The 22,452-nt window shown below is 68.7% G+C and carries 25 protein-coding genes; 21 read left to right on the forward strand and 4 right to left on the reverse strand.

From position 1 onward, the window contains the following. The first annotated feature begins 4 nt into the window (after positions 1-4). The 6 genes from AU197_RS04275 to regX all read left to right on the forward strand — a co-directional run bounded on the left by AU197_RS04275 (position 5) and on the right by regX (position 6,093). Entirely contained in the window at positions 5-1,354 is a 1,350-nt protein-coding gene (locus AU197_RS04275) for an ROK family protein (protein WP_064401282.1), read from the forward strand. A 36-nt stretch (positions 1,355-1,390) separates the two neighbouring features. Next, on the forward strand, positions 1,391-2,713 hold the full coding sequence (gene mshA / locus AU197_RS04280) for a D-inositol-3-phosphate glycosyltransferase (RefSeq protein WP_064401283.1): 1,323 nt from the start codon (positions 1,391-1,393) through the stop codon (positions 2,711-2,713). Continuing rightward, positions 2,710-3,219, forward strand: a complete 510-nt coding sequence (locus AU197_RS04285) for a type III secretion system chaperone family protein (RefSeq protein ID WP_064401284.1) — start codon at positions 2,710-2,712, stop codon at positions 3,217-3,219. The genes mshA and AU197_RS04285 overlap by 4 nt, the downstream gene beginning before the upstream one ends. Before the next feature lie 107 nt (positions 3,220-3,326). After that, the gene (locus AU197_RS04290) at positions 3,327-4,088 is read left to right on the forward strand and encodes a phosphoglyceromutase (protein ID WP_064401285.1); all 762 of its coding nucleotides are present in this window, start codon (positions 3,327-3,329) and stop codon (positions 4,086-4,088) included. 137 nt (positions 4,089-4,225) lie between these two features. Next, positions 4,226-5,410, forward strand: coding sequence for a sensor histidine kinase (locus AU197_RS04295; protein WP_064401286.1), 1,185 nt, complete (start codon positions 4,226-4,228; stop codon positions 5,408-5,410). Then, positions 5,407-6,093 (forward strand): two-component sensory transduction protein RegX, encoded by a 687-nt coding sequence (gene regX / locus AU197_RS04300; protein WP_064351297.1) that lies wholly within the window; start codon positions 5,407-5,409, stop codon positions 6,091-6,093. The genes AU197_RS04295 and regX overlap by 4 nt, the downstream gene beginning before the upstream one ends. Positions 6,094-6,127: 34 nt before the next feature. On the opposite strand, the gene AU197_RS04305 is transcribed toward regX, so the two are convergent. Continuing rightward, positions 6,128-6,421 (reverse strand): YciI family protein, encoded by a 294-nt coding sequence (locus AU197_RS04305; protein ID WP_064401287.1) that lies wholly within the window; start codon positions 6,419-6,421, stop codon positions 6,128-6,130. Further along, positions 6,418-7,215, reverse strand: coding sequence for a DUF3109 family protein (locus AU197_RS04310; RefSeq protein WP_082696495.1), 798 nt, complete (start codon positions 7,213-7,215; stop codon positions 6,418-6,420). The genes AU197_RS04305 and AU197_RS04310 overlap by 4 nt, the downstream gene beginning before the upstream one ends. Positions 7,216-7,227: 12 nt before the next feature. Between AU197_RS04310 and AU197_RS04315 the strand changes: the two genes are divergently transcribed. The 9 genes from AU197_RS04315 (at position 7,228) to AU197_RS04350 (ending at position 15,016) form a co-directional block, all read left to right on the forward strand. Then, a complete protein-coding gene (locus AU197_RS04315; protein ID WP_064401289.1) occupies positions 7,228-8,226 on the forward strand; it encodes a Ppx/GppA family phosphatase in 999 nt (332 codons plus the stop codon). A 26-nt stretch (positions 8,227-8,252) separates the two neighbouring features. Continuing rightward, positions 8,253-9,470, forward strand: a complete 1,218-nt coding sequence (locus AU197_RS04320) for an Rv0497 family membrane protein (RefSeq protein WP_064401290.1) — start codon at positions 8,253-8,255, stop codon at positions 9,468-9,470. A gap of 15 nt (positions 9,471-9,485) precedes the next feature. Then, positions 9,486-10,331 carry a sugar phosphate isomerase/epimerase family protein gene (locus AU197_RS04325; protein ID WP_064401291.1) on the forward strand — a complete coding sequence of 282 codons (846 nt, stop codon included), beginning with the start codon at positions 9,486-9,488 and terminating at the stop codon, positions 10,329-10,331. A gap of 48 nt (positions 10,332-10,379) precedes the next feature. Continuing rightward, positions 10,380-11,213 (forward strand): thioesterase family protein, encoded by an 834-nt coding sequence (locus tag AU197_RS04330; protein WP_064401292.1) that lies wholly within the window; start codon positions 10,380-10,382, stop codon positions 11,211-11,213. Between the two features lie 62 nt (positions 11,214-11,275). Continuing rightward, positions 11,276-12,157, forward strand: coding sequence for a pyrroline-5-carboxylate reductase (gene proC, locus AU197_RS04335; RefSeq protein WP_064401293.1), 882 nt, complete (start codon positions 11,276-11,278; stop codon positions 12,155-12,157). A 127-nt stretch (positions 12,158-12,284) separates the two neighbouring features. Then, positions 12,285-12,545, forward strand: a complete 261-nt coding sequence (locus AU197_RS04340) for a helix-turn-helix domain-containing protein (protein WP_064351303.1) — start codon at positions 12,285-12,287, stop codon at positions 12,543-12,545. 132 nt (positions 12,546-12,677) lie between these two features. Then, entirely contained in the window at positions 12,678-12,779 is a 102-nt protein-coding gene (locus tag AU197_RS25890; protein ID WP_003402602.1) for a 30S ribosomal protein bS22, read from the forward strand. 31 nt (positions 12,780-12,810) lie between these two features. Next, positions 12,811-13,911 (forward strand): SDR family oxidoreductase, encoded by a 1,101-nt coding sequence (locus AU197_RS04345; protein WP_064401294.1) that lies wholly within the window; start codon positions 12,811-12,813, stop codon positions 13,909-13,911. A 37-nt stretch (positions 13,912-13,948) separates the two neighbouring features. Then, positions 13,949-15,016, forward strand: a complete 1,068-nt coding sequence (locus AU197_RS04350) for a lysophospholipid acyltransferase family protein (RefSeq protein WP_064401295.1) — start codon at positions 13,949-13,951, stop codon at positions 15,014-15,016. A gap of 21 nt (positions 15,017-15,037) precedes the next feature. Here AU197_RS04350 and AU197_RS04355 read toward each other — a convergent pair whose 3' ends face one another. After that, the gene (locus AU197_RS04355) at positions 15,038-15,571 is read right to left on the reverse strand and encodes an FAS1-like dehydratase domain-containing protein (protein WP_064401296.1); all 534 of its coding nucleotides are present in this window, start codon (positions 15,569-15,571) and stop codon (positions 15,038-15,040) included. 103 nt (positions 15,572-15,674) lie between these two features. Then, the gene (locus AU197_RS04360; RefSeq protein ID WP_064401297.1) at positions 15,675-16,565 is read right to left on the reverse strand and encodes an HAD family hydrolase; all 891 of its coding nucleotides are present in this window, start codon (positions 16,563-16,565) and stop codon (positions 15,675-15,677) included. Between the two features lie 39 nt (positions 16,566-16,604). On the opposite strand from AU197_RS04360, the gene AU197_RS04365 reads away from it, so the two are divergent. The 6 genes from AU197_RS04365 (at position 16,605) to AU197_RS04390 (ending at position 22,446) form a co-directional block, all read left to right on the forward strand. Further along, complete coding sequence (locus AU197_RS04365; RefSeq protein WP_064401298.1) at positions 16,605-16,859, forward strand: glutaredoxin family protein; 255 nt, start codon at positions 16,605-16,607, stop codon at positions 16,857-16,859. Positions 16,860-16,999: 140 nt separating this feature from the next. Continuing rightward, positions 17,000-18,343 carry a glutamyl-tRNA reductase gene (locus AU197_RS04370; RefSeq protein WP_064401299.1) on the forward strand — a complete coding sequence of 448 codons (1,344 nt, stop codon included), beginning with the start codon at positions 17,000-17,002 and terminating at the stop codon, positions 18,341-18,343. Between the two features lie 3 nt (positions 18,344-18,346). Then, entirely contained in the window at positions 18,347-19,279 is a 933-nt protein-coding gene (gene hemC, locus AU197_RS04375) for a hydroxymethylbilane synthase (RefSeq protein ID WP_064401300.1), read from the forward strand. A 54-nt stretch (positions 19,280-19,333) separates the two neighbouring features. Next, positions 19,334-20,992: a bifunctional uroporphyrinogen-III C-methyltransferase/uroporphyrinogen-III synthase gene (locus AU197_RS04380; protein ID WP_064401301.1), complete on the forward strand. Its 1,659-nt coding sequence runs from the start codon at positions 19,334-19,336 to the stop codon at positions 20,990-20,992. 24 nt (positions 20,993-21,016) lie between these two features. Then, positions 21,017-21,997 (forward strand): porphobilinogen synthase, encoded by a 981-nt coding sequence (hemB, locus tag AU197_RS04385; protein ID WP_064401302.1) that lies wholly within the window; start codon positions 21,017-21,019, stop codon positions 21,995-21,997. Further along, positions 21,994-22,446 carry a hypothetical protein gene (locus AU197_RS04390; protein WP_064401303.1) on the forward strand — a complete coding sequence of 151 codons (453 nt, stop codon included), beginning with the start codon at positions 21,994-21,996 and terminating at the stop codon, positions 22,444-22,446. Before hemB ends, AU197_RS04390 begins: the two co-directional genes overlap by 4 nt. The last annotated feature ends 6 nt before the right edge of the window (positions 22,447-22,452 follow it).

A 22,452-nucleotide genomic window follows, 5' to 3' on the forward strand; every position in this document is an offset into this window, starting at 1 on the left:
GCAGATGCGCACTTCCGTCACCACCACCCTCTCCGCGAAAAGCCCAGTGCGCAGCGCGCAGCACGCCAAGCTCACGCTGTCGCCTGCGGGCGGTCGGTACTCCCAGACCCGAACGCGGATCGTCGCCCCGTCGCTCAAGGTCGCCGACGCGGCCGCCGCCTCGGTGTTCAGCGCCGCCCGCCTGCGCGGCCCCATCGCCCGTGATGTCATCGCCCAGGTCACCGGCCTGAGCATCGCGACGGTCAACCGTCAGGTCACCGCGCTGCTGGAGGCCGGCGTGCTGCGGGAACGCGCCGACCTCGCGGTCTCCGGGGCCATCGGCAGGCCCCGGGTGCCCGTCGAGTTGAACCACGAGCCGTACCTCACGCTCGGCGTCCACATCGGCGCGAAGACCACCAGCATCGTCGCCACCGACCTCTTCGGCCGCACGCTCGACGTGGTGGAGACACCGACCCCGCGGGGCTCGCAGGCCGCGGCGCTGACGTCGCTTGCCGACAGCGCCCGCCGCTACCTCAGCCGCTGGCATCGCCGACGCCCCCTGTGGGTCGGTGTGGCGGCCGGCGGCGTCGTCGACAGTACGACGGGCTACCTGGACCACCCGCGGCTCGGATGGTCGGACGCGCCCGTCGGGCCCGTGCTCGCCGAGACGATCGGGCTTCCGGTGTCGGTCGCCTCCCATGTCGACGCGATGGCGGGCGCCGAACTCCTGTTGGGGGTGCGCAGGCAACCGTCGCCCGCATGGCCCGAAACGCGTCTGGCCCCCGCGGGAACGAGCCTGTACGTCTACGCCCGCGAGACCGTCGGCTATGCGCTGTCCATCGACGGGCGCGTGCACTCCCCGGCCAGCGGTCCGGGCACCATCGCCGCGCTGCCGGTACAGTCCGAATTGCTCGGTGGCACCGGCCAATTGGAGTCGACCGTCAGTGACGAGGCGGTGCTGATCGCCGCTCGTAAGGCGCGCATCATCGCCCTTGACGGACCGGGTTCGACGATGCAGGCGCTGCTCAAGACCGCGCGCCAGGGCAGTCAACCGGCACGGGAACTGCTGGCCGAGCGCGCCCGGGTGCTGGGTGAGGCCGTCGCGCTGCTGCGCGACATGCTCAACCCCGACGATCTCATCGTCGGTGGTCAAGCGTTCACCGAATATCCCGAGGGCATGGCCACCGTGGAGGCCGCGTTCGCGCGGCGATCGGTGATGCCCGCTCGCGAGATCCGACTCACGGTGTTCGGCAACCGCGTTCAGGAGGCCGGCGCCGGGGTGGTGTCACTGGGCGGGTTGTATGCCGACCCGATCGGTGCCATGCGGCGTGCGCAACCGCGCGTGCCCGAAGTCAGGCCCGAGGTCCCTGCGTGACGGGTCGCTTCGAGCCGACGGTGTAGACATGTCTGTGTGCGCCTAGCAACGGACCCGTCCCGTTCTGATGCCGCCGGACTTCCGGTCCCCAGGCGCGTCGCCGTGCTGTCGGTGCACACGTCGCCGTTGGCCCAGCCCGGCACCGGCGACGCGGGCGGGATGAACGTCTACGTGCTCCAGAGCGCCCTGCAGATGGCTCGCCGCGGCGTCGAAGTGGAGATCTTCACGCGTGCGACCTCCTCGGGCGACCAGCCGACCGTGCGGGTCGCTCCCGGTGTGCTGGTGCGCAACGTGGTCGCGGGCCCGTTCGAAGGCCTCGACAAGTACGACCTGCCCACCCAGCTGTGCGCGTTCACCGCGGGGGTGCTGCGCGCGGAGGCCACGCACGAGCCGGGCTACTACGACATCGTCCATTCGCACTATTGGCTGTCCGGTCAGGTCGGCTGGCTCGCCCGCGACCGCTGGGCGGTGCCGCTCGTGCACACCGCGCACACGCTGGCCGCGGTCAAGAACGCCGCGCTGGCCGAGGGTGACTCACCGGAACCGCCGCTGCGCGCGGTCGGGGAGCAGCAGGTCGTCGATGAGGCTGACCGGTTGATCGTCAACACCGAACACGAAGCGCGGCAACTAGTTTCGGTGCACAACGCCGATCCGAAGAGGATCGACGTGGTGCATCCCGGCGTCGACCTCGAGACGTTCTCGCCCGGGGACCGAAACGCCGCGCGGGCCGCGCTGGGGCTCGACCTCGACGAGCAGGTGGTCGCGTTCGTCGGGCGCATCCAGCCGCTGAAGGCGCCCGACGTCGCATTGCGCGCCGCCGCCAAACTGCCCGGCGTTCGCGTGCTGGTGGCCGGCGGCCCATCCGGCAGCGGATTACAGGCCCCCGACGGCCTGGTTCGGCTGGCCGCCGATCTGGGTATCTCGGACCGGGTGACGTTCCTGCCGCCCCAGTCGCGCGAACAGCTGGTCAACGTGTACCGGGCCGCCGACCTGGTGGCCGTGCCCAGCTACTCGGAGTCGTTCGGCCTGGTCGCGGTCGAAGCCCAGGCGTGTGGAACGCCGGTGGTGGCCGCCGCGGTCGGCGGGTTGCCGGTCGCGGTGCGCGACGGAGTCACCGGGACACTGGTCGACGGCCACGACGACGGCGACTGGGCGCACGCCGTCGGGGATCTGCTGAACCGTGCCGACACTCTGAGGCCCGCGGCGGCGGCCCACGCGGCGACGTTCTCGTGGGAGCACACGGTCGACGCGCTGCTGGCCAGCTACGGGCGCGCGATCGCCGACTTTCGGGCCCGTCATCAGCCCGTCGCACGCCGCACCGGCCGACGGTTCGCGCGGCGGCGGGGGGTGCGGGCGTGAGCTCGAACGCGGCGACGGTCATCGAGGCGGCGTGCAAGGAGAACGGCCTGGTCTGCACGTATCACGACGGCGCACACGGCGGGTTGTCCGGCATCATCGTCGAACTGCCCGGCGAGCGCCGCCTCAAGACCAACACGATCCTGTCGATCGGCGAGCACTCGGTGCGCATCGAGGCGTTCGTCTGCCGCAAACCCGACGAGAACCACGAGGGCGTCTACCGGTTCCTGCTCAAGCGCAACCGCCGCCTCTACGGGGTGGCGTACACGCTCGACAACGTCGGTGACATCTATCTCGTTGGTCGGATGGCACTGGAATCGGTGACTTCCGACGAGGTCGACCGGATCCTCGGCCAGGTGCTCGAAGCCGTCGACAACGACTTCAACACGTTGTTGGAGTTGGGATTTCGCTCGTCGATCCAGAAAGAGTGGGAGTGGCGGGTGTCGCGCGGCGAGTCGTTGAAGAACCTGCAGGCATTCGCCCACCTCATCGACGACGAGGACGACTGACCCTCGCCCAAACCTGCGTTCGGGCGGGTTTTTCCGGCCGGATACCGCCATTTCGTCGGTCTCGGTGCGGGGCGTGGGCGATCGGTCAGCCGTGAGAGGATTCCACCATGTCTGATTCCCGGGGTGACTGCACGCTGATCCTGCTCCGCCACGGCGAGAGTGAATGGAACGAGAAGAATCTGTTCACCGGCTGGGTCGACGTCGACCTCACCGAGAAGGGCCGCGCCGAGGCGGTGCGCGCCGGCGAACTGATCAAGGAACTCGATCGCCGGCCCGACGTCCTCTACACCTCGCTGTTGCGCCGCGCGATCACGACCGCCAACCTGGCCCTGGACAAGGCCGACCGGCACTGGATCCCGGTGCACCGCGACTGGCGGCTCAACGAGCGCCACTACGGCGCGCTGCAGGGCCTGAACAAGGCCGAGACCAAGGAGAAGTACGGCGACGAGCAGTTCATGGCGTGGCGGCGCAGCTACGACACCCCGCCGCCGCCGATCGAGGCGGGCAGCACCTACAGCCAGGACGGCGACCCGCGCTACGCCGACGTGCCCGGTGGTCCGCCGCGCACCGAATGCCTCAAGGACGTCGTCGAACGGTTCGTGCCGTACTACACCTCGACGATCGAACCCGACCTGCGGGCGGGCAAGACCGTGCTGATCGCAGCGCACGGCAACTCGCTGCGCGCACTGGTCAAGCATCTCGACGGCATGTCCGACGAGGACATCGTCGGCCTCAACATCCCGACCGGCATCCCGCTGCGCTACGACCTGGACTCCGATCTGAAGCCGACGGTCATCGGCGGCACCTACCTGGATCCCGAGGCCGCCGCCGCCGGCGCGGCAGCGGTCGCCTCGCAGGGCGCCAAGTAGTCCGTCAACCGTCCCAAGCGAACGGACGGTGAACAGCGGGGGTCGGGCGCCCGAATTTCGGTGTTTCGGTGTGTGAGTTGTCCCGTTTTGGCCGCACGCTGCTGGGATGACGTTCACCGGGTGCGTACGATTTCGGCGTGAGTGTCGTTTGGGCACTGCTGCTGGCAGCGGTGGTCGCACTGCTCGCTCTGGCGGCCGGTGTCGCGCTCGGGGCGCGCTCGGGCCCCCGTCTCACGGATCGCAGGCGACGTCGCGCCACCGTCCAGACCGGGATCACCGTCTCGCAGATGCTCTCCCACATCGCGACGCGGGCGCCCACGGGAATCGTGGTGGTCGACCACTTCCGTGACGTCGTGTACGCCAACGACCGGGCCCGCGAGCTGGGACTGGTCCGCGACCGGCTGCTCGACGAGCGGGCCTGGCGGGCCGCCGAGCGCACACTTTCCACCGGCGAGCCCGGCGATGTCGACCTCACGGCACACAAGCAGGCCAACCCCGGCCGATCCGGCCTGTCGGTGCGCGGACACGTTCAGCTGCTCACCGACCAGGACCGCCGCTTCGCCGTCGTCTACGTCGACGACCACTCCGAATACGCCCGCATGGAAGCCACCCGCAGGGACTTCGTGGCCAACGTCAGCCACGAGCTCAAGACGCCGGTCGGGGCGATGGGGCTGCTGGCCGAGGCGCTGCTCGCATCGGCCGACGACCCCGATACCGTGCGCCGATTCGCCGAGAAGATGGTCGCCGAGTCCAACCGGCTGGCCAACATGATCGGCGAGCTGATCGAGCTGTCGCGGTTGCAGGGCGCCGAGCGCCTGCCCGACCTCACGGCCGTCGACGTCGACACCGTGGTGTCCGAGGCGCTGTCGCGTCACAAGGTGCCCGCCGACAACGCAGACATCAAGATCACCACCGATGCGCCGACCGGGTTCCGCGCCCTGGGCGACCAGGCGTTGCTGGTCACCGCCATAGCGAACCTCGTCTCCAACGCGATCGCCTACTCACCGCACGGTTCCTCGGTGTCGATCAGCCGCAGGCGGCGCGGGAACGACATCGAGATCGCCGTCACCGACCGCGGCATCGGCATCGCCCGCGAGGACCAGGAGCGGGTTTTCGAGCGATTCTTCCGCGTCGACAAGGCGCGGTCCCGGGCCACCGGCGGCACCGGGCTCGGGTTGGCCATCGTCAAACACGTGGCGGCCAACCACAACGGAACCATCCGGCTGTGGAGTCAGCCGGGAACGGGATCGACTTTCACCCTGTCGATTCCGGCCTATCCCGATCACGAATCGGACGAACGAGAGGACCAGCGAAACCAATGACCAGTGTGCTGATCGTGGAGGACGAGGAGTCCTTGGCCGATCCCCTGGCCTTTCTTCTTCGCAAAGAGGGCTTCGAGGCCACCGTCGTCACCGACGGGCCCGCCGCCTTGGCCGAGTTCGAGCGCTCCGGCGCGGACATCGTGCTGCTCGACCTGATGCTGCCCGGCATGAGCGGTACGGATGTGTGCCGCCAATTACGTTCGCGCTCAAGCGTTCCGGTGATCATGGTGACCGCTCGCGACAGCGAGATCGACAAAGTCGTCGGGCTCGAACTCGGTGCCGACGACTACGTCACCAAGCCGTACTCGGCCCGCGAGCTGATCGCACGTATCCGTGCGGTGCTGCGGCGCGGCGCCGAGAACGACGACACCGGTATCGGCGACGGCGTGCTCGAGGCCGGGCCGGTCCGGATGGACGTTGAACGCCATGTGGTTTCGGTGAACGGGCAACCGGTCACGATGCCGCTCAAGGAGTTCGACCTGCTCGAGTACCTGATGCGCAACAGCGGCCGGGTGCTGACCCGCGGTCAGCTCATCGACCGCGTGTGGGGCGCCGACTACGTCGGCGACACCAAAACCCTTGACGTCCACGTGAAGCGGCTGCGGTCCAAGATCGAGGCCGATCCGGCCAACCCCGTGCATCTGGTCACCGTCCGCGGCCTGGGCTACAAACTCGAGGGCTAGTTCGCGACGGGAGTCACTTTCGTGAGCGCCGGGATCATCCCGTGGTGCCGCCCATGATCTCGAGGACGTCGAACGTGTTGACACCGGCGGTGACCGACGGGTCGCGCTCGGCGATCGCGAGCACCTCGGCGCGATCGCCTGCGCGCAGCACGCCCATTCCCCACACGCCTTCGGGATCGGCGACCGGCCCGTAGACGACGACGCGGCCCTCGGCGAGCAGTTGCTCCCAGTACTCCTGATGCGCCGCCATCGCCTCGTGTTCGGCGGGTGTCATGGTCTGGGCGAAATCCGCCCGCGGCGGGATGAGCCGGAACAGAAAGAGCTTCATCCGGCCAGGCGGGTCGCGGGGTGCACCGCGATGAGCCCTAAGCCGCTGCGCCGCTTGCACATCGCGGCGAGCTCCGCGTACGCCTTCTCGCCGAGCAGTTCGGTCAGTTCGGGGCCGTAGGACTCCCACACCTGCCTGCTACCGACGTGCGCGTTGGGATCGCCGGTGCAGTACCAGTGCAGGTCGGCGCCACCTTCGCCCCAGCCGCGACGGTCGTACTCGGTGATCCACGTCTTGAGGATCTCGGTCCCGTCGGGCCGCTCCACCCACTCCTGTGTGCGGCGGATCGGCAGCTGCCAGCACACGTCGGGTTTCATGGTCAGCGGTTCGACGCCGAGCTTGAGCGCCTTGCTGTGCAATGCACATCCGATGCCGCCGGCGAAACCGGGCCGGTTCAGGAAGATGCAGGCGCCCTTGTACTTCCGGGTGCGCAGGTTGGGCTTGTCGTCGTACTCGTCCATCTCGAGGTAGCCCTTTTTGCCGAGCCCCTTCTCGCGGAACTGCCAGTCCTCGGCGGTCAGCGTTTTCACCGCGTCGTCGAGGCGCGCGATGTCGTCGTCGTCGGACATGAACGCGCCGTGCGAACAACACCCGTCGTCCGGGCGTCCCTCCACCGTGCCCTTGCACGCCGGGGTACCGAACACGCACGTCCACCGCGAAAGCAACCACGTCAGATCGGCCGCGATCAAGTGCTCGGGATTGTCAGGGTCGTAGAACTCGACCCACTCACGGGCGAAATCGAGTTCGACCTCTCCACGGTGCGGTGCAGTCACAATTGCCAACGGTAGACCCATTAAGTTGGACGAGTGCGATTAGGCGTGCTCGACGTGGGCAGCAATACCGTTCACCTTCTGGTGGTGGACGCGCGACGCGGTGGCCACCCGACGCCGATGAGTTCGACCAAGGCCTCGCTGCGCCTCGCCGAGGCCATCGACAGTGACGGCAAGATCACCCGCAGGGGTGCTGACAAACTGATCGGCACCATCGACGAATTCGCCAAGATCGCCACGAGTTCCGGCTGTGCCGAGCTGATGGCGTTCGCCACCTCCGCGGTGCGCGACGCGAAGAACTCCGAGGAACTGCTCGCGCGGGTGCTCGCCGAGACGGGGGTGGCGCTGCGTGTGCTTGCCGGTGTCGACGAGTCGCGGCTGACGTTTCTGGCGGTGCGACGGTGGTACGGCTGGAGCGCCGGACGCATCATCAACATCGACATCGGTGGCGGCTCGCTCGAACTGTCCAACGGCGTGGACGAGGAGCCCGAGGTTGCGCTGTCCCTTCCGCTGGGGGCGGGCCGGCTCACCCGCGAGTGGCTTCCCGACGATCCACCGGGCAGGCGGCGGGTGGGGATGCTGCGCGACTGGCTGGCCACCGAGTTGGCCGACGCCGGAGCCCAGATGCTCAAGCCCGGTGCCCCCGACCTCGCGGTCGCGTCGTCGAAGACCTTCCGTTCGCTGGCCAGGCTGACCGGCGCGGCGCCCTCCGGGGCGGGTCCGCGGGTCAAACGGACGCTGACCGCCACCGGATTAAGGCAGCTCATAAATTTCATCTCTAGGATGACCGCGGCTGACCGTGCCGAACTGGAAGGGGTGAGTGCCGATCGGGCGCCACAGATCGTGGCCGGAGCGTTGGTGGCTGAGGCGAGCATGAATGCCCTCGGCGTCGAGAGCGTCGACATCTGCCCCTGGGCGTTGCGGGAGGGGCTGATTCTGCGGAGACTCGACAGCGAAGCCGATGGCAGCGGTTTCGCCGGCGGTGCCGACAATCCGGCCTCAGCGCAGACGTTTGTGCGTAATGCTGGACGATAGATGACGAGGCCCGAAGGCAACACACGATGACAGGACCAGAAGACGACCACAGCAACACGCGACCCATCTCGGTCGCGGAGTTGCTGGCGCGCAACGGCACGATCGGTGCCCCGCCGGTCGGCGGGCGGCGCCGTCGTCGCCGCGGCGCCGACTCCATCACCGTCGCCGAACTGACCGGCGAGATCCCGATCATCCGTGACGACGACGCACCCGCCACGGGGCGTTCGGCCGCAGCGGTGGTAGCGGCCCCCGCCGACGCCGAACCCGTCGCTCCCGCCGAAACCGCGGACACCGAACCCGCCGCGACCGAGACAGCGGAGGCCGCCGCCGCCGAGGCCCCCGAGGCCGCGGCCACCAACGGTGCCGTCGATCACGTCGAGGAGACGGTCGGACAGGTCGAGACCGACGCCGAAGAGACCGACGCCGACGAGCTCGACGCCGAAGCGCTCGAGGTGCCTGAATCCGAGACCCTCGAGGCCCCCGACGACCAGACCTCCGAGGTCGAGGCCGTCGAGGTCGAGGAGCGGGCCGACGAGGCCGACGCGGACGAAGGCGACGACTACGCAGATGCCGTCGCCGACTACCAGACCCACATCGAGCAGCGCGACGCCGACGAGGACCTCGACTTCTTCGCCCCGCCTCGGCGCTCGAGCTTCGCGCGCCGGCGCTTCGGCATGCTCGGTCGCAGCGCATCGGCAGAGCGCAGCGAGGCCCAGGTCGGCGCCGAGGAGATGAGCCCGGATCCACTCGACTGGGCCGACCCGGAGGCCGACGAGGACGAGGTCGCCGACGCGGCGGTCGCCGTGGCCGAGCCGGAGCACGACGATGAGCGCGAGGATCGGCCGTCCTACCTGAAGTCCCGCGACGATGCCCTGTTCGGCGGCCCCGACATCGACGACGACGTCGCTCGCCGCGACAACGGGTCGAGCCCGGCCGACGTCGACCTCGACGAGGAGGAGGACACCGCGCGCTCGGGTGCGATGTCGTCGTTCCTGCGCGGGGCCATGGTCGTCGGGCAGTGCGTGGTCGCGGTCGCGTTCGGCGCCGGGTTGTTCATCGCGTTCGACCAGCTGTGGAAGTGGAACAGCATTGTCGCGCTGGTGCTCGGCGTGCTGGTGATCCTGGGGTTGGTGGTCGGCGTGCGCGTGGTCCGCAAGACCGAGGACATCGGCAGCACACTGATCGCCGTCGCGGTCGGCGCGATGGTGACCTTCGGGCCGCTGGCACTCATGCAGGCGGCTTGAGGCGCCCAATCACCCGTGCGTCCAGCCATCAAGGTCGGTCTGTCGACGGCCTCGGTCTACCCGCTGAGAACCGAGGCGGCCTTCGAATACGCGGCCAAGCTCGGATACGACGGTGTCGAGCTCATGGTGTGGGCCGAGACGGTCAGCCAGGACATCGGGGCCATCGAAGAGCTGTCGAAGCGTTACGACATGCCGGTGCTCTCGGTGCACGCACCGTGCCTGCTGATCTCGCAGCGCGTGTGGGGCGCGAACCCGATCCCGAAACTCGAACGCAGCGTGCGCGCGGCCGAGCAACTGGGCGCCCAGACCGTCGTCGTGCACCCGCCGTTCCGGTGGCAGCGCCGCTACGCCGAAGGCTTCTCCGAGCAGGTTGCCGAGCTCGAAGCGTCCAGCGAGGTGATGGTCGCCGTGGAGAACATGTTCCCGTTCCGTGCCGACCGCTTCTTCGGCGCGGGTCAGACCTCGATCGAGCGCATGCGCAAACGCGGCGGCAGGCCCGGACCGGGCATCTCGGCGTTCGCACCGTCCTACGATCCGCTCGACGGCGACCACGCCCACTACACACTCGACCTGTCGCACACCGCGACCGCCGGCTCCGACGCACTCGAGATGGCGCACCGCATGGGTGAGGGGCTGGTGCACCTGCACCTGTGCGACGGCAGCGGCGCGTCGACCGACGAGCATCTGGTGCCCGGGCGCGGAACCCAGCCGACGGTGGAGGTCTGCGAGATGCTGGCCGCAAGCGACTTCAACGGCCATGTGATCCTCGAGGTGACCACATCGGGTGCGCGCACCGCCGCCGAACGCGAAGCGCTGCTGGTCGAGTCGTTGCAGTTCGCCCGCAGGCACCTGCTGCGCTGACACACCCTGACCGCTTTCTCCGAACTCGCTTCCAGAAGGATTCACCAGATGGCCGGCTCCACCCTGTTCACCGACGCCATGGCGCTCACTCACGCCGGTGACGGCGTGTATCACGGTGAGCTGAACGAACATTGGACGATCGGGCCGAAGGTGCACGGTGGTGCGATGCTCGCGCTGTGCGCGAACGCCGCGCGGACCGAGCACTGGGCCCACGCGCGTAGCGCAGGGGACGGGGACGTCCAACCGATCGCGGTGTCGGGAAACTTCCTGTGGGCGCCCGACCCCGGCCCGATGCAGGTGGTCACCACGGTGCGCAAGCGCGGACGTCGGGTCAGCCTGATCGACGTCGAACTCAACCAGGGTGACCGCACGGCGCTTCGGGCCGCGATCACGCTCGGCGAGCCGGAACACCATGTGGCCCCGCTGCTCTCGGTCAATCCCGTGATCCCGTTGATGCAACCGGATCCGCCGCCCGGCCTGGAGCCGATAGGCGAAGGACACCCGATGGCCGACATCGTCCACCTCGCGCACGGCTGCGATATCCGGCCCTCGCTGACCACGATGGAACCGCGCTCCGACGGCGGACCGCCGGTGATCGAGTACTGGGTGCGCCCCAAAGGCTGCGCCCCGGACGTGCTTTTCGCGCTGCTGTGCGGCGACGTGTCGGCCCCGGTGACCTTCGGTGTCAACCGGTTCGGCTGGGCGCCCACCGTCCAGCTGACGGCCTATCTGCGGACCCTGCCCGCCGACGGGTGGCTGCGCGTGCTCTGCACCACCGTGCAGATCGGCCAGGACTGGTTCGACGAGGACCACATCGTCGTCGACTGTGAGGGCCACATCGTCGTGCAGTCCCGCCAACTGGCGCTGGTGCCGCAGGCCTGATCGGTCACCCCGCGGTGGGTGGCCGGCACCCGCGGTGCTCAACCGTCTGCAATGCTTCCGGCATGGCCAGAATCGCGATCGTCGGCGGTGGAAGTATCGGTGAGGCGCTGCTGTCCGGGCTGCTGCGGGCCGGGCGGCAGGTCAAGGACCTCGTGGTGGCGGAGAAGGATCCGGACCGGGCACAGTACCTGGCCGACACCTATTCGGTGTTGGTGACGACGGTGGCCAACGCCGTGGACCACGCGAGCTACGTGATCGTGGCGGTCAAACCCGCCGACGTGGCCGGACTCGTCGACGAGATCGTCGATGCCGCGACCAACGCCGAAAGTGACACGGCCGAACAGGTTTTCGTGACGGTTGCGGCCGGTGTCACCACCGAGTACTACGAGAACAAGCTGCCCGCCGGAGCGCCGGTGATCCGGGTCATGCCCAACGCGCCGATGGTCGTCGGCGGCGGGGTGAGCGCGCTGTCGGCCGGGCGCTTCGCCACCGCCGAACAGATGAAAGAGGTCTCGGCGATCTTCGATGCGGTCGGCGGCGTACTGACGGTGCCCGAGGCCCAACTCGACGCGGTCACCGCGATCTCCGGGTCCGGGCCGGCCTATTTCTTCTTGATGGTCGAGGCGCTCGTCGACGCCGGCGTCGACGCCGGGCTGTCGCGATCGGCGGCCACCGATCTGGTCGCGCAGACCATGGCGGGGTCGGCCGCGATGTTGCTGGATCGCCTCGACCGGACCGCGGCGGCGGGAGGCGCCGCGGGCGGTCCGTCGGGTGCCGGAATGGACACCACGCCCGCTCAGCTGCGCGCGACGGTCACCTCCCCGGGTGGCACCACCGCCGCCGGTCTGCGCGAGCTCGAGAGGGGCGGCCTGCGGGCGGCGGTAGCCAGAGCGGTCGAGGCCGCGAAAAGGCGCTCTGAGCAGCTCGGAATTACATCTGAGTAATTCTTTAAATTGCCCACACCCGTCGCAGTAACACCATCTGCCACGCTATTCTCCTCGTGTAAGCACGGGTTGGTGCCAGCGGTGGGGAAGCCGCTGGAACTGCCCGTGCCTGAATGATTGGGTTGCGATGACGTCTATGAACGGGCCATCCTCGCGGGACTCGGCCAGTGGGAAGTCGGCTCGGGACTCCGGATCCGACGGTCAACAGCCACGGGCGCAATTCCTCACCGTCGCCGAGGTGGCGAGCCTGATGCGGGTCAGCAAGATGACCGTGTACCGGCTGGTGCACAACGGCGAGCTGCCTGCCGTCCGGGTCGGGCGCTCGTTCCGCGTGCATGCGAAGGCTGTTCACGACATGTTGGAGAGCTCGTACTTCGACGCAGGCTGATCGACTTCCGCGAACTCGGCGCGACGCTGGTGACCGGTCGGGCGCGTTTCGCGGTTACCTGCACAGCCCGGTAAAGTGGCCGGGTCAGTCAACGATGCTCATCGGGCAGGTAAGGCGTAGGTAGCGGAGTTCATGGGTTCAGTCATCAAGAAGCGGCGCAAGCGCATGTCGAAGAAGAAGCACCGCAAGCTGCTTCGTCGCACCCGGGTCCAGCGCAGAAAACTCGGCAAGTAATCGCCGCCCGCGGTCGCTAGGCTGACCGGACATGGATTCCGAGGGCCGTGCCAACGGAGACGTCAACGGAACTGACCCGCGCGATGCCGTGCAGTATCCGAAGGTCGTCCTGGTCACCGGGGCGTGCCGGTTTCTCGGCGGCTACCTGACGGCAAGGCTGGCGCAGAACCCGTTGATCAACCATGTGATCGCCGTCGATGCGATCACGCCGAGCAAGGACCTTCTGCGGCGGATGGGCCGCGCGGAGTTCGTTCGCGCCGACATCCGCAACCCCTTCATCGCGAAGGTCATCCGCAACGGCGACGTCGACACCGTGGTGCATGCCGCGGCGGCGTCCTACGCGCCCCGCTCCGGGGGCCGGGCGACGCTCAAGGAACTCAACGTGATGGGCGCGATCCAGCTGTTCGCGGCCTGCCAGAAGGCGCCCTCGGTGCAGCGCGTGGTGCTCAAGTCCACGTCGGAGGTGTACGGCTCGACCGCGCGCGACCCGGTGATGTTCACCGAGGACACCAGCGCGCGACGGCCACCGGGGGAGGGCTTCGCCCGCGACAGCATCGACATCGAGGGCTATGCGCGCGGACTGGGACGTCGTCGGCCCGACATCGCGGTCACCATCCTGCGGCTGGCCAACATGATCGGACCGGGCATGGACACCGCGTTGTCGCGCTACCTCGCCGGCCCCGTGGTGCCGACGGTGATCGGACACGACGCCCGCCTGCAGCTGCTGCACGAGCAGGATGCGCTCGGGGCCCTCGAGCGCGCGACGATGGCCGGCAAGGCGGGCACCTACAACGTCGGCGCGTCCGGCATCGTGATGATGAGCCAGGCGATCCGGCGGGCCGGCCGGATCGCGTTGCCGGTGCCGCGATCGGCGCTGGCTGCCGTGGATTCGCTGAGGCGTGCGACTCGTTACACTGAACTCGATCGAGAACAGCTGAACTACCTCAGTTATGGCAGAGTGATGGACACATCGCGGATGCGCAACGATCTCGGCTATAACCCGAAGTGGACGACGGTGGAGGCCTTCGACGATTACGTCCGAGGTCGCGGATTGACTCCGATCGTCGACCCGCGGTGGGTACGCTCAATGGAGAGTCGCGCCGTTGCCGCGGCGCAAAGGTGGGGGCGCTAGGCGCATCAACTGATCGGGTGGGGAGAAGGAAACGACCGTGGCGGGCGAGTCCAAGGCGAAAGTTATTCCGCTGCATGGCAATTCGAGTCGTGCAGCGGCTCAGCGGCGTAATGCCGCACGAGCGCAGGGCTCGCGCCGACATCCCTCGCAAATGTCGGATCCGGTGGGCGGGGCCTCTGCCGAAGAGATCGCCGCCGTCGTCCGCGAGATCGACGAGCACCGCGGCGGCGCCGCGGGCGCACCGTCGGTCGACGAGACGCCCACCGAACTGGCCAAGCAGATCGCCTCGGTCGCCGAGTTCGTGCGTAAGCGGATGACGGGTGATTACACCGTCGACGAGTTCGGGTTCGATGCCCACCTCAACAACGCAATCTTCTTGCCTTTGCTGAGAGTCTTCTTCAAATCGTGGTTCCGGGTCGAGGTCAGCGGGATCGAGCACCTGCCCGAATCCGGTGCCGCGCTCGTGGTCGCCAACCACGCCGGCGTGCTGCCGTTCGACGGGCTGATGACATCGGTGGCAGTGCACGACCACCACCCGACGCATCGCGACCTGCGCCTGCTCGCTGCCGACATGGTGTTCGACCTGCCCGTGGTCGGCCAGGCGGCCCGCAAGGCCGGCCACACCATGGCCTGCACCGCCGACGCGCACCGGCTACTGGCCGCGGGCGAGCTGACCGCGGTCTTCCCCGAGGGCTACAAGGGTCTCGGCAAGCACTTCAAGGACCGCTACAAGCTGCAGCGATTCGGCCGCGGGGGCTTCGTCGGCGCGGCGCTGCGCACCAAGGCGCCCATCGTGCCGTGCTCGATCGTCGGGTCCGAGGAGATCTATCCGATGATCGCCGACGTCAAGCTGCTGGCCCGGTTGCTCGGGCTGCCGTACTTCCCGATCACACCGTTCTTCCCGCTGGCGGGTCCGGCCGGCATGGTGCCGCTGCCGTCGAAGTGGCACATCCAGTTCGGTGAACCGATCGAGACCGCGGATTACGACGAGTCGGCCGCCGACGATCCGATGATCACCTTCGAACTCACCGACCAGGTGCGCGAGACCATCCAGCAGACGCTGTACCAACTGCTCACGCAACGTCGCAACACGTTCTTCGGCTGAGGGCGCCGAAAGCCGCTAGCTCTACGAATTACTTTGCTTGGCAATCATTTTCGCGATTGCCTCGTCACGTGCCGCGGCGATGCGCTGACTCACCTCATCGGCTTCGGTGTCCGACTGCGCCTCGCCCATGACCGTGACGACGCTCGTCAGGACGGGGTTCCCGTCGGCGTCGGTCACTTCGCCGCGCACCTCGGTGACGATGGCGCCGTGCGATTCGGTGACCGAATCGAGGTAGGAGTCGAAGAACAGCTTGTCGCCGGCCAAAATCGGACGGTGGAACGTGATCTTCTGGTCGCGGTGCAGGACGCGCTCCATATTGATCGGCACGTCGAACTGATTGAAGATCTCCAACTGAACCCGGCGACCGGCGACGGCCAGGAACGTCAGCGGGGCGATCAGCGAGTCGTAGCCGTACCCGGCGGCGGCCTCCTCGCTGAAATGCGCGGGGTGATCGTCCTTGACCGCCCGTGCGAACTCGCGGATCTTCTCCCGGTCGACCTCGAAGTAATCGGGATACCGGTAGTGCGTTCCGATGATGTTCTCTGCGATTGCCATACCTGAACTGCTCCTCGCGTGCGCGGGCTGCCGTCTCGTCCTCGGAGTCAGCGGCGCGAGCCTATCAGCGGGTCTCGACCCCCGCCGCGACCAGAGCGGCTCGTCAGCGGCCCTCCTGGCGGCGGGAGACCACCGCTGCCAGCGCCCCTCCTGCCGCGCCGAGCGCAAGCGCGGACGGAACTCCGATGCGCGCGGCCTTGCGGGCGGTGCGGAAGTCGCGGATCTCCCAGCCCCGCTCACGGGCCAGGTCGCGCAGGTCGGCGTCGGGGTTGATCGCCACCGCGGTACCCACCAGCGAGAGCATCGGGACGTCGTTGAAGCTGTCCGAGTAGGCCGTGCAGCGGCGCAGGTTGAGCCCCTCGCGGATGGCCAACGAGCGCACCGCGTGCGCCTTGCCGGTGCCGTGCAGGATGTCGCCGACCAGGCGTCCGGTGAACACCCCGTCGACGGATTCCGCGACGGTGCCCAGCGCTCCGGTCAGGCCCAGCCGCTTGGCGATGGTCGCGGCCAGTTCGTACGGCGTCGCGGTGACCAGCCACACCTGCTGTCCGGCGTCGAGGTGCATCTGCGCGAGCGCGCGGGTGCCGGGCCAGATCTTGTCGGCGATGATCTCGTCGTAGATCTCCTCGCCGACCGCCATGAGTTCGGCCGTCGAACGGCCCTCGATGAAGGCCAGCGCCTTGCGTCGGCCGGCTGCCACGTCATCGCTGTTCTCGCGTCCGGTCAGCTGGAACTTCGCCTGCGCGTACACGAACCGCGCGATGTCGCCGTAGGTGAAGTACTTGCGGGCGGCCAGGCCGCGGGCGAAGTGCAGCAGCGAAGAGCCGTGCACAAGGGTGTTGTCGACGTCAAAGAACGCCGCCGCGGTCAGGTCCGGTGGCGGAGCGGGCGGCGCCGCGGCAGCTTCGGCCGCGAGGTCGGTGAAGGCCGCCTCCGCGCTGGCCTCACCGGCAAGTTGCTGTTCAGCAGCTTCGCGGTCGCCGTTTCGAGACACGAATCAACCCTAAGACACGGAAGTGGAGATACTGGCCAGGTGGAGCACCGGGTGGAGTTGCTGACGCGCGACGGTTGCACGATCTGCTCGGCGGCGGCCGCCCGACTCGCGGCGCTGGCCGAGGAGCTGGGCTTCACGCTTGCTGTCACCGATGTCGATGCCGCCGCGGCCGCGGGCGACTCCGGGCTGCGCGCGGAGTACGGCGACCGGCTCCCGGTCGTTCTGCTCGACGGCAGCGAGCACAGCTACTGGGAGATCGACGAGCCGCGCCTTCGCGCCGACTTGGCCGGGTGACCATCCGTTTCCGCGCAAAATTGCGTTCCAGCAGGCCTGCACTGGTGATTCGGCTGCCGGAACGCAATTTCAGCGATAATGGTTGGAATTTGGTGAGCTAACTGTTCAGCGACTACCTTGGATGACGTGGTGATGAAGCCGTGAGCGTGTTGCTTTTTGGGGTTTCGCACCGCAGTGCGCCGGTGTCGGTGCTCGAGCAGCTGAGCACGGACGAGTCCGATCAGGCCAAGATCGTCGATCAGGTGCTGCAATCCTCGCTCGTCACCGAGGCCATGGTGCTGTCCACGTGCAACCGCGTCGAGATCTACGCGGTCGTCGATGCGTTCCACGGCGGATTGTCGGTGATCGGCCAGGTGCTCTCCGAGCACTCCGGGATGAGCCTCAACGACCTGACCAAATACGCGTATGTGCGGTACGCCGAAGCGGCCGTCGAGCACCTGTTCGCAGTCGCCTCCGGCCTGGATTCCGCCGTCGTCGGCGAACAACAGGTCCTCGGCCAGGTACGGCGCGCCTACGCCGCCGCCGAGGCCAACCACACCGTCGGACGCACGCTGCACGAGTTGTCGCAGCGCGCGCTCGGCGTCGGCAAGCGAGTGCACACCGAGACCGGCATCGACGCCGCGGGCGCCTCGGTGGTGTCGGTCGCACTGTGCAGCGCCGAATCCAAGCTCGGCTCGCTGGCCGGCCGCACCGCGGTGGTCATCGGGGCCGGTTCGATGGGCTCGCTGGCCGCCAAGCACCTGACCCGCGCGGGCGTCGACCGGATCCACGTCGTGAACCGCAGTCAGCCCCGGGCCAAACGGCTCGCCGCGAACATCCGGGAACTGGGCGTCGAGGCGCACGCATTCCCGTTCGACCATCTGCCCCCGCTGCTGACAGACGCCGACGTGGTCGTCTCCTGCACGGGAGCGGTGCGCCCGGTGGTATCACTGGCCGACGTGCACCGCGGCCTGGCGCACGGTCAAGAGCCCAAACAGCTCGTCATCTGCGACCTCGGCATGCCCCGTGACGTCGACCCCGCCGTGGCAGGCCTGCCCGGCGTCTCCGTCGTCGACATGGACCGTATCCAGCGCGAACCGGCGGCCCGCGCCGCGGCGTCCGACGCCGAAGCCGCCCGCGCGATCGTGGCCGCGGAGGTCGCCAACTACCTGGCCGGTCAGCGGATGGCCGAGGTCACCCCGACCGTCACCGCCCTGCGTCAGCGCGCCGCCGACGTGGTCGAGGCGGAGTTGCTGAGGCTGGATCACCGCCTGCCGGGCTTGGACGCCGCGCACCGCGACGAGGTCGCCAAGACGGTGCGACGGGTCGTCGACAAACTCCTGCACGCGCCGACGGTGCGCGTCAAACAATTGGCGAGCGCGCCGGGCGGAGACAGCTACGCCGAGGCGCTGCGCGAGCTGTTCGAACTCGACCAGCAGGCCGTCGACGCCGTCGCAGGGCCCGAATTACCTTTGATCACAACGGATCTCGACAAGGCCGAGTAACGCTTGACTGTAATTCGGATAGGCACTCGCGCCAGTCTCCTGGCGACCACTCAGGCCGGTACGGTCCGGGACGCGCTCATCGCGAACGGGCATGAAGCCGAGCTCGTCCCCATCTCCACCGAGGGGGACCGCAACCAGGGTCCGATCGCCGAGATCGGCGTGGGCGTGTTCACCGCCGCCCTGCGGGAGGCCATCCACGACGGCCGGGTGGACGCGGCCGTGCACTCCTTCAAGGATTTGCCGACCGCGGCCGATGCGCGCTTCGTCATCGCCGCGAGTCCCCCGCGCGAAGACCCCCGGGACGCCCTGGTGGCGCGCGACGGGCTGGTGCTGGGGGAGTTGCCGCCGGGTTCTCTGATCGGCACATCGAGCCCGCGGAGGGCCGCACAGCTTAGAGCACTGGGTCTCGGTTTGGAAATCCGCCCCCTAAGAGGCAACCTGGATACCAGGTTGAACAGGGTTAGCAACGGTGATCTCGACGGCATCGTAGTCGCACGGGCGGGACTGGCCCGCATCGGGCGACTGGCCGATGTCACCGAGACTCTCGAGCCGGTGCAGATGTTGCCAGCGCCGGCTCAAGGTGCGCTCGCGGTCGAGTGCCGCGCAGACGACACCGAGCTCGCCGCGCTGCTGGCGGAGTTGGACGACGCCGACACACGCGCCGCGGTCACCGCTGAACGGGCCCTGCTCGCCCGACTGGAGGCGGGTTGTCACGCACCGGTGGGCGCGATCGCTGAGGTGGTCGAGTCCATCGATGAGGACGGCAACGTCTTCGAAGAGGTGTCGCTGCGCGGCTGCGTGGCGGCACTGGACGGATCCGACGTGATCCGCGCGTCCGGCGTCGGCACGACCGACCGGGCCCGGGAGCTGGGGCTCTCGGTGGCCGAGGAGCTGTTCGACCTCGGGGCGCGCGACCTCATGGCGGACGCCAGATGAAGCAGTAGAGCTGCGATGAGCGTTGAGCGAAGAGCAGAGAGATGAGTGACTGAGATGACAGGCCAGACCAGCGGGCGGGGGCGCAAGCCGAAGCCGGGCCGCATCACGTTCGTCGGCTCGGGTCCGGGCGACCCGGGACTGCTGACGACGCGGGCCCACACGGTGCTCGCCAACGCTGCCTTGGTGTTCACCGATCCCGACGTGCCCGAAGCGGTGCTGGCCCTGGTGGGTTGCGAACTGCCGCCGCCCTCGGGGCCCGAACCCGCCGAGACCGCCGACAACGGCGAGGCCTCGGGCAAGGAAACACCGGCGCTGCCCGGTGGGCCGGATATCCGGTCGGCCGTAGGCGATCCGGCCGAGGTGGCCAAGACCCTGATCACCGAGGCGCGCACCGGGGTCGACGTGGTTCGGCTGGTGGCGGGCGACCCGCTGTCGGTGGACGCCGTGATCACCGAGGTGTCGGCGTTGGCCAAGTCGCACCTGAACTTCGAGATCGTGCCCGGCCTGCCCGACACCACCGCGGTGCCCACCTATGCGGGCCTGCCGCTGGGTTCGGCGCACACCGTGGCCGATGTCCGCGACCCCGATGTCGACTGGGCCGCGCTGGCCGCCGCACCCGGCCCGCTGATCCTGCACGCGACGGCGTCCCATCTGCCCGATGCGGCGCGCACGCTGATCGAGTACGGGCTGACCGACACCACCCCGCTGGTGGTCACCGCCAACGGCACGACGTGCCAGCAGCGTTCGGTCGAGACCACGTTGGCCGGGTTGCTCGACAAGGCCACCCTGGCGGGCACCGAGCCGGCCGGTCCATTGGCCGGACCGCTGGTGGTGACCATCGGCAAGACCGTGGCCAACCGCACGAAGCTGAACTGGTGGGAGAGCCGCGCCCTGTACGGCTGGACCGTGCTGGTGCCCCGCACCAAGGACCAGGCCGGGGAGATGAGCGAGAAGCTGGTGGGTCACGGTGCGCTGCCCATCGAGGTCCCGACCATCGCCGTCGAGCCGCCGCGCAGCCCCGCTCAAATGGAGCGCGCCGTCAAGGGACTGGTCGACGGCCGGTTCCAGTGGGTCGTGTTCACCTCGACCAACGCGGTGCGTGCGGTGTGGGAGAAGTTCAACGAGTTCGGTCTGGACGCCCGGGCGTTCTCGGGGGTGAGGATCGCGTGCGTCGGCCAGGCCACCGCCGACCGGGTGCGCGCGTTCGGCATCAATCCCGAGCTGGTGCCCGCCGGCGAGCAGTCCTCGCTGGGCCTGCTCGATGAGTTCCCGCCGTACGACGACGTTTTCGACCCGGTGAACCGGGTGCTGCTGCCGCGCGCCGACATCGCCACCGAGACGCTGGCCGAGGGCCTGCGTGAACGCGGGTGGGAGATCGAGGACGTCACGGCCTACCGAACGGTGCGTGCCGCGCCGCCGCCCGCGCACACCCGCGAGATGATCAAGACCGGCGGCTTCGACGCGGTCTGCTTCACCTCGAGCTCCACGGTGCGCAACCTGGTCGGTATCGCGGGCAAGCCGCATGCGCGCACCATTGTGGCGTGCATCGGGCCCAAGACCGCCGAGACCGCAGCGGAATTCGGTCTGCGCGTCGATGTGCAGCCCGAGGTGGCCGCCGTCGGACCGCTGGTCGAGGCGCTCGCCGAGCACGCCGCCCGGCTGCGCGCCGAGGGCGCCCTGCCCCCGCCGCGTAAGAAGAGCCGCCGCCGCTGACCGCGAGACCGAAGGTGGGTTTGCATGGCTTTTCCCAGGCACCGCCCCCGCCGGCTGCGCACGACTCCGGCGCTGCGGCGACTGGTCGCCGAAACAACCTTGGAGCCAAGGCAACTCGTGTTGCCGATGTTCGTCGCCGACGGGATCGCCGAGCCGCGCCCGATCTCCTCCATGCCCGGCGTCGTCCAACACACCCGCGACTCGCTGCGTCGCGCCGCCGCCGACGCGGTGGCCGCCGGGGTGGGTGGTCTGATGCTGTTCGGTGTACCGCGCGACGAGGACAAGGATTCCACCGGTTCGGTCGGTGTCGCCGAGAACGGCATCCTCAACGTCGCCCTGCGTGATTTGGCGACTGACCTCGGCGAGGACACCGTGCTGATGGCCGACACCTGCCTCGACGAGTTCACCGACCACGGTCACTGCGGCGTGCTGGACTCCGCGGGCCGCGTCGACAACGACCTGACGACCAAGCGCTACGTGGAACTCGCTGTGGCACAGGCGGATTCAGGAGCGCACGTCGTCGGCCCGAGCGGAATGATGGACGGCCAGGTCGCCGCGATCCGCGACGGCCTGGACGCTGCCGGGCACACCGACACGGTGATCCTGGCGTATGCGGCGAAATTCGCCTCGGGCTTCTACGGCCCGTTCCGCGAAGCCGTGGGATCGAGCCTGCGCGGGGATCGTCGCACCTACCAACAGAATCCGGGCAACGCCCGCGAGGCGCTGCACGAGGTGGAACTCGACATCGACGAGGGCGCCGACATCGTGATGGTCAAGCCGGCGATGGGCTACCTCGACGTGGTGCGCGCAGCCGCCGATGGCTCGCCCGTCCCGGTGGCCGCCTACCAGGTGTCCGGTGAGTACTCGATGATCAGCGCCGCAGCCGCCAACGGCTGGGTCGACCTGCAGACGGTGGCACTGGAGACGCTGACCAGCATTCGGCGGGCCGGTGCGGACATCGTCCTGACGTACTGGGCGGCCGACGTCGCCGGTTGGCTGGCGTGAATCCGGAGTCGCAGGGCCGACCGGACGCGGCCGGCCAGCCGCCTGAGCCGGGCGCCCGCCCAGACGATGTCGACACCGGTTTCTGGCTGTGGGTGGTCGCGCTCGTCCTGTTGGTCGTCGGCCAGGTGGTCGACCTGCTGGTCAGCGAACGCGCCGAGGGCCTGCCCGCGCCGGTGTTGGCCCTCTCGGTGGTGTTCATCGTGATCCTCGGCGCCGTCGCGCTGACCTTCCAGGTGTTGATGCGTCAGGGTTACCGGTGGACCCGCACCGTGCTGACCGGCGCCGGCGTCGCCGCGGTCGTGTACGTCGTGAGCAGCTTGTTCAGCGAGGATCGGCCGCCGGCCGCCGCGCTCGCCTACGCCGTCACCGCGATCCTAGGCTCGGTGCTGATCGTCGGCGGTGTGTACCTGCTGCACCGAAAAGACGCCAACGACTACTTCACCCGGTGACCCGAT

The sequence above is a fragment of the Mycobacterium sp. IS-1590 genome, from assembly GCF_001500025.1.
Classification (GTDB): domain Bacteria; phylum Actinomycetota; class Actinomycetes; order Mycobacteriales; family Mycobacteriaceae; genus Mycobacterium.

Bases quoted from the DNA above. Each gene is read 5' to 3' on its own strand.
- AU197_RS04275 (WP_064401282.1), top strand. From the start codon at position 5: ATGCGCACTTCCGTCACCACCACCCTCTCCGCGAAAAGCCCAGTGCGC.
- AU197_RS04290 (WP_064401285.1), top strand. From the start codon at position 3,327: ATGTCTGATTCCCGGGGTGACTGCACGCTGATCCTGCTCCGCCACGGC.
- regX (WP_064351297.1), top strand. From the start codon at position 5,407: ATGACCAGTGTGCTGATCGTGGAGGACGAGGAGTCCTTGGCCGATCCC.
- AU197_RS04305 (WP_064401287.1), bottom strand. From the start codon at position 6,421: ATGAAGCTCTTTCTGTTCCGGCTCATCCCGCCGCGGGCGGATTTCGCC.
- AU197_RS04310 (WP_082696495.1), bottom strand. From the start codon at position 7,215: ATGGGTCTACCGTTGGCAATTGTGACTGCACCGCACCGTGGAGAGGTC.
- AU197_RS04320 (WP_064401290.1), top strand. From the start codon at position 8,253: ATGACAGGACCAGAAGACGACCACAGCAACACGCGACCCATCTCGGTC.
- AU197_RS04330 (WP_064401292.1), top strand. From the start codon at position 10,380: ATGGCCGGCTCCACCCTGTTCACCGACGCCATGGCGCTCACTCACGCC.
- proC (WP_064401293.1), top strand. From the start codon at position 11,276: ATGGCCAGAATCGCGATCGTCGGCGGTGGAAGTATCGGTGAGGCGCTG.
- AU197_RS04340 (WP_064351303.1), top strand. From the start codon at position 12,285: ATGACGTCTATGAACGGGCCATCCTCGCGGGACTCGGCCAGTGGGAAG.
- AU197_RS25890 (WP_003402602.1), top strand. From the start codon at position 12,678: ATGGGTTCAGTCATCAAGAAGCGGCGCAAGCGCATGTCGAAGAAGAAG.
- AU197_RS04345 (WP_064401294.1), top strand. From the start codon at position 12,811: ATGGATTCCGAGGGCCGTGCCAACGGAGACGTCAACGGAACTGACCCG.
- AU197_RS04355 (WP_064401296.1), bottom strand. From the start codon at position 15,571: ATGGCAATCGCAGAGAACATCATCGGAACGCACTACCGGTATCCCGAT.
- AU197_RS04380 (WP_064401301.1), top strand. From the start codon at position 19,334: ATGACAGGCCAGACCAGCGGGCGGGGGCGCAAGCCGAAGCCGGGCCGC.
- hemB (WP_064401302.1), top strand. From the start codon at position 21,017: ATGGCTTTTCCCAGGCACCGCCCCCGCCGGCTGCGCACGACTCCGGCG.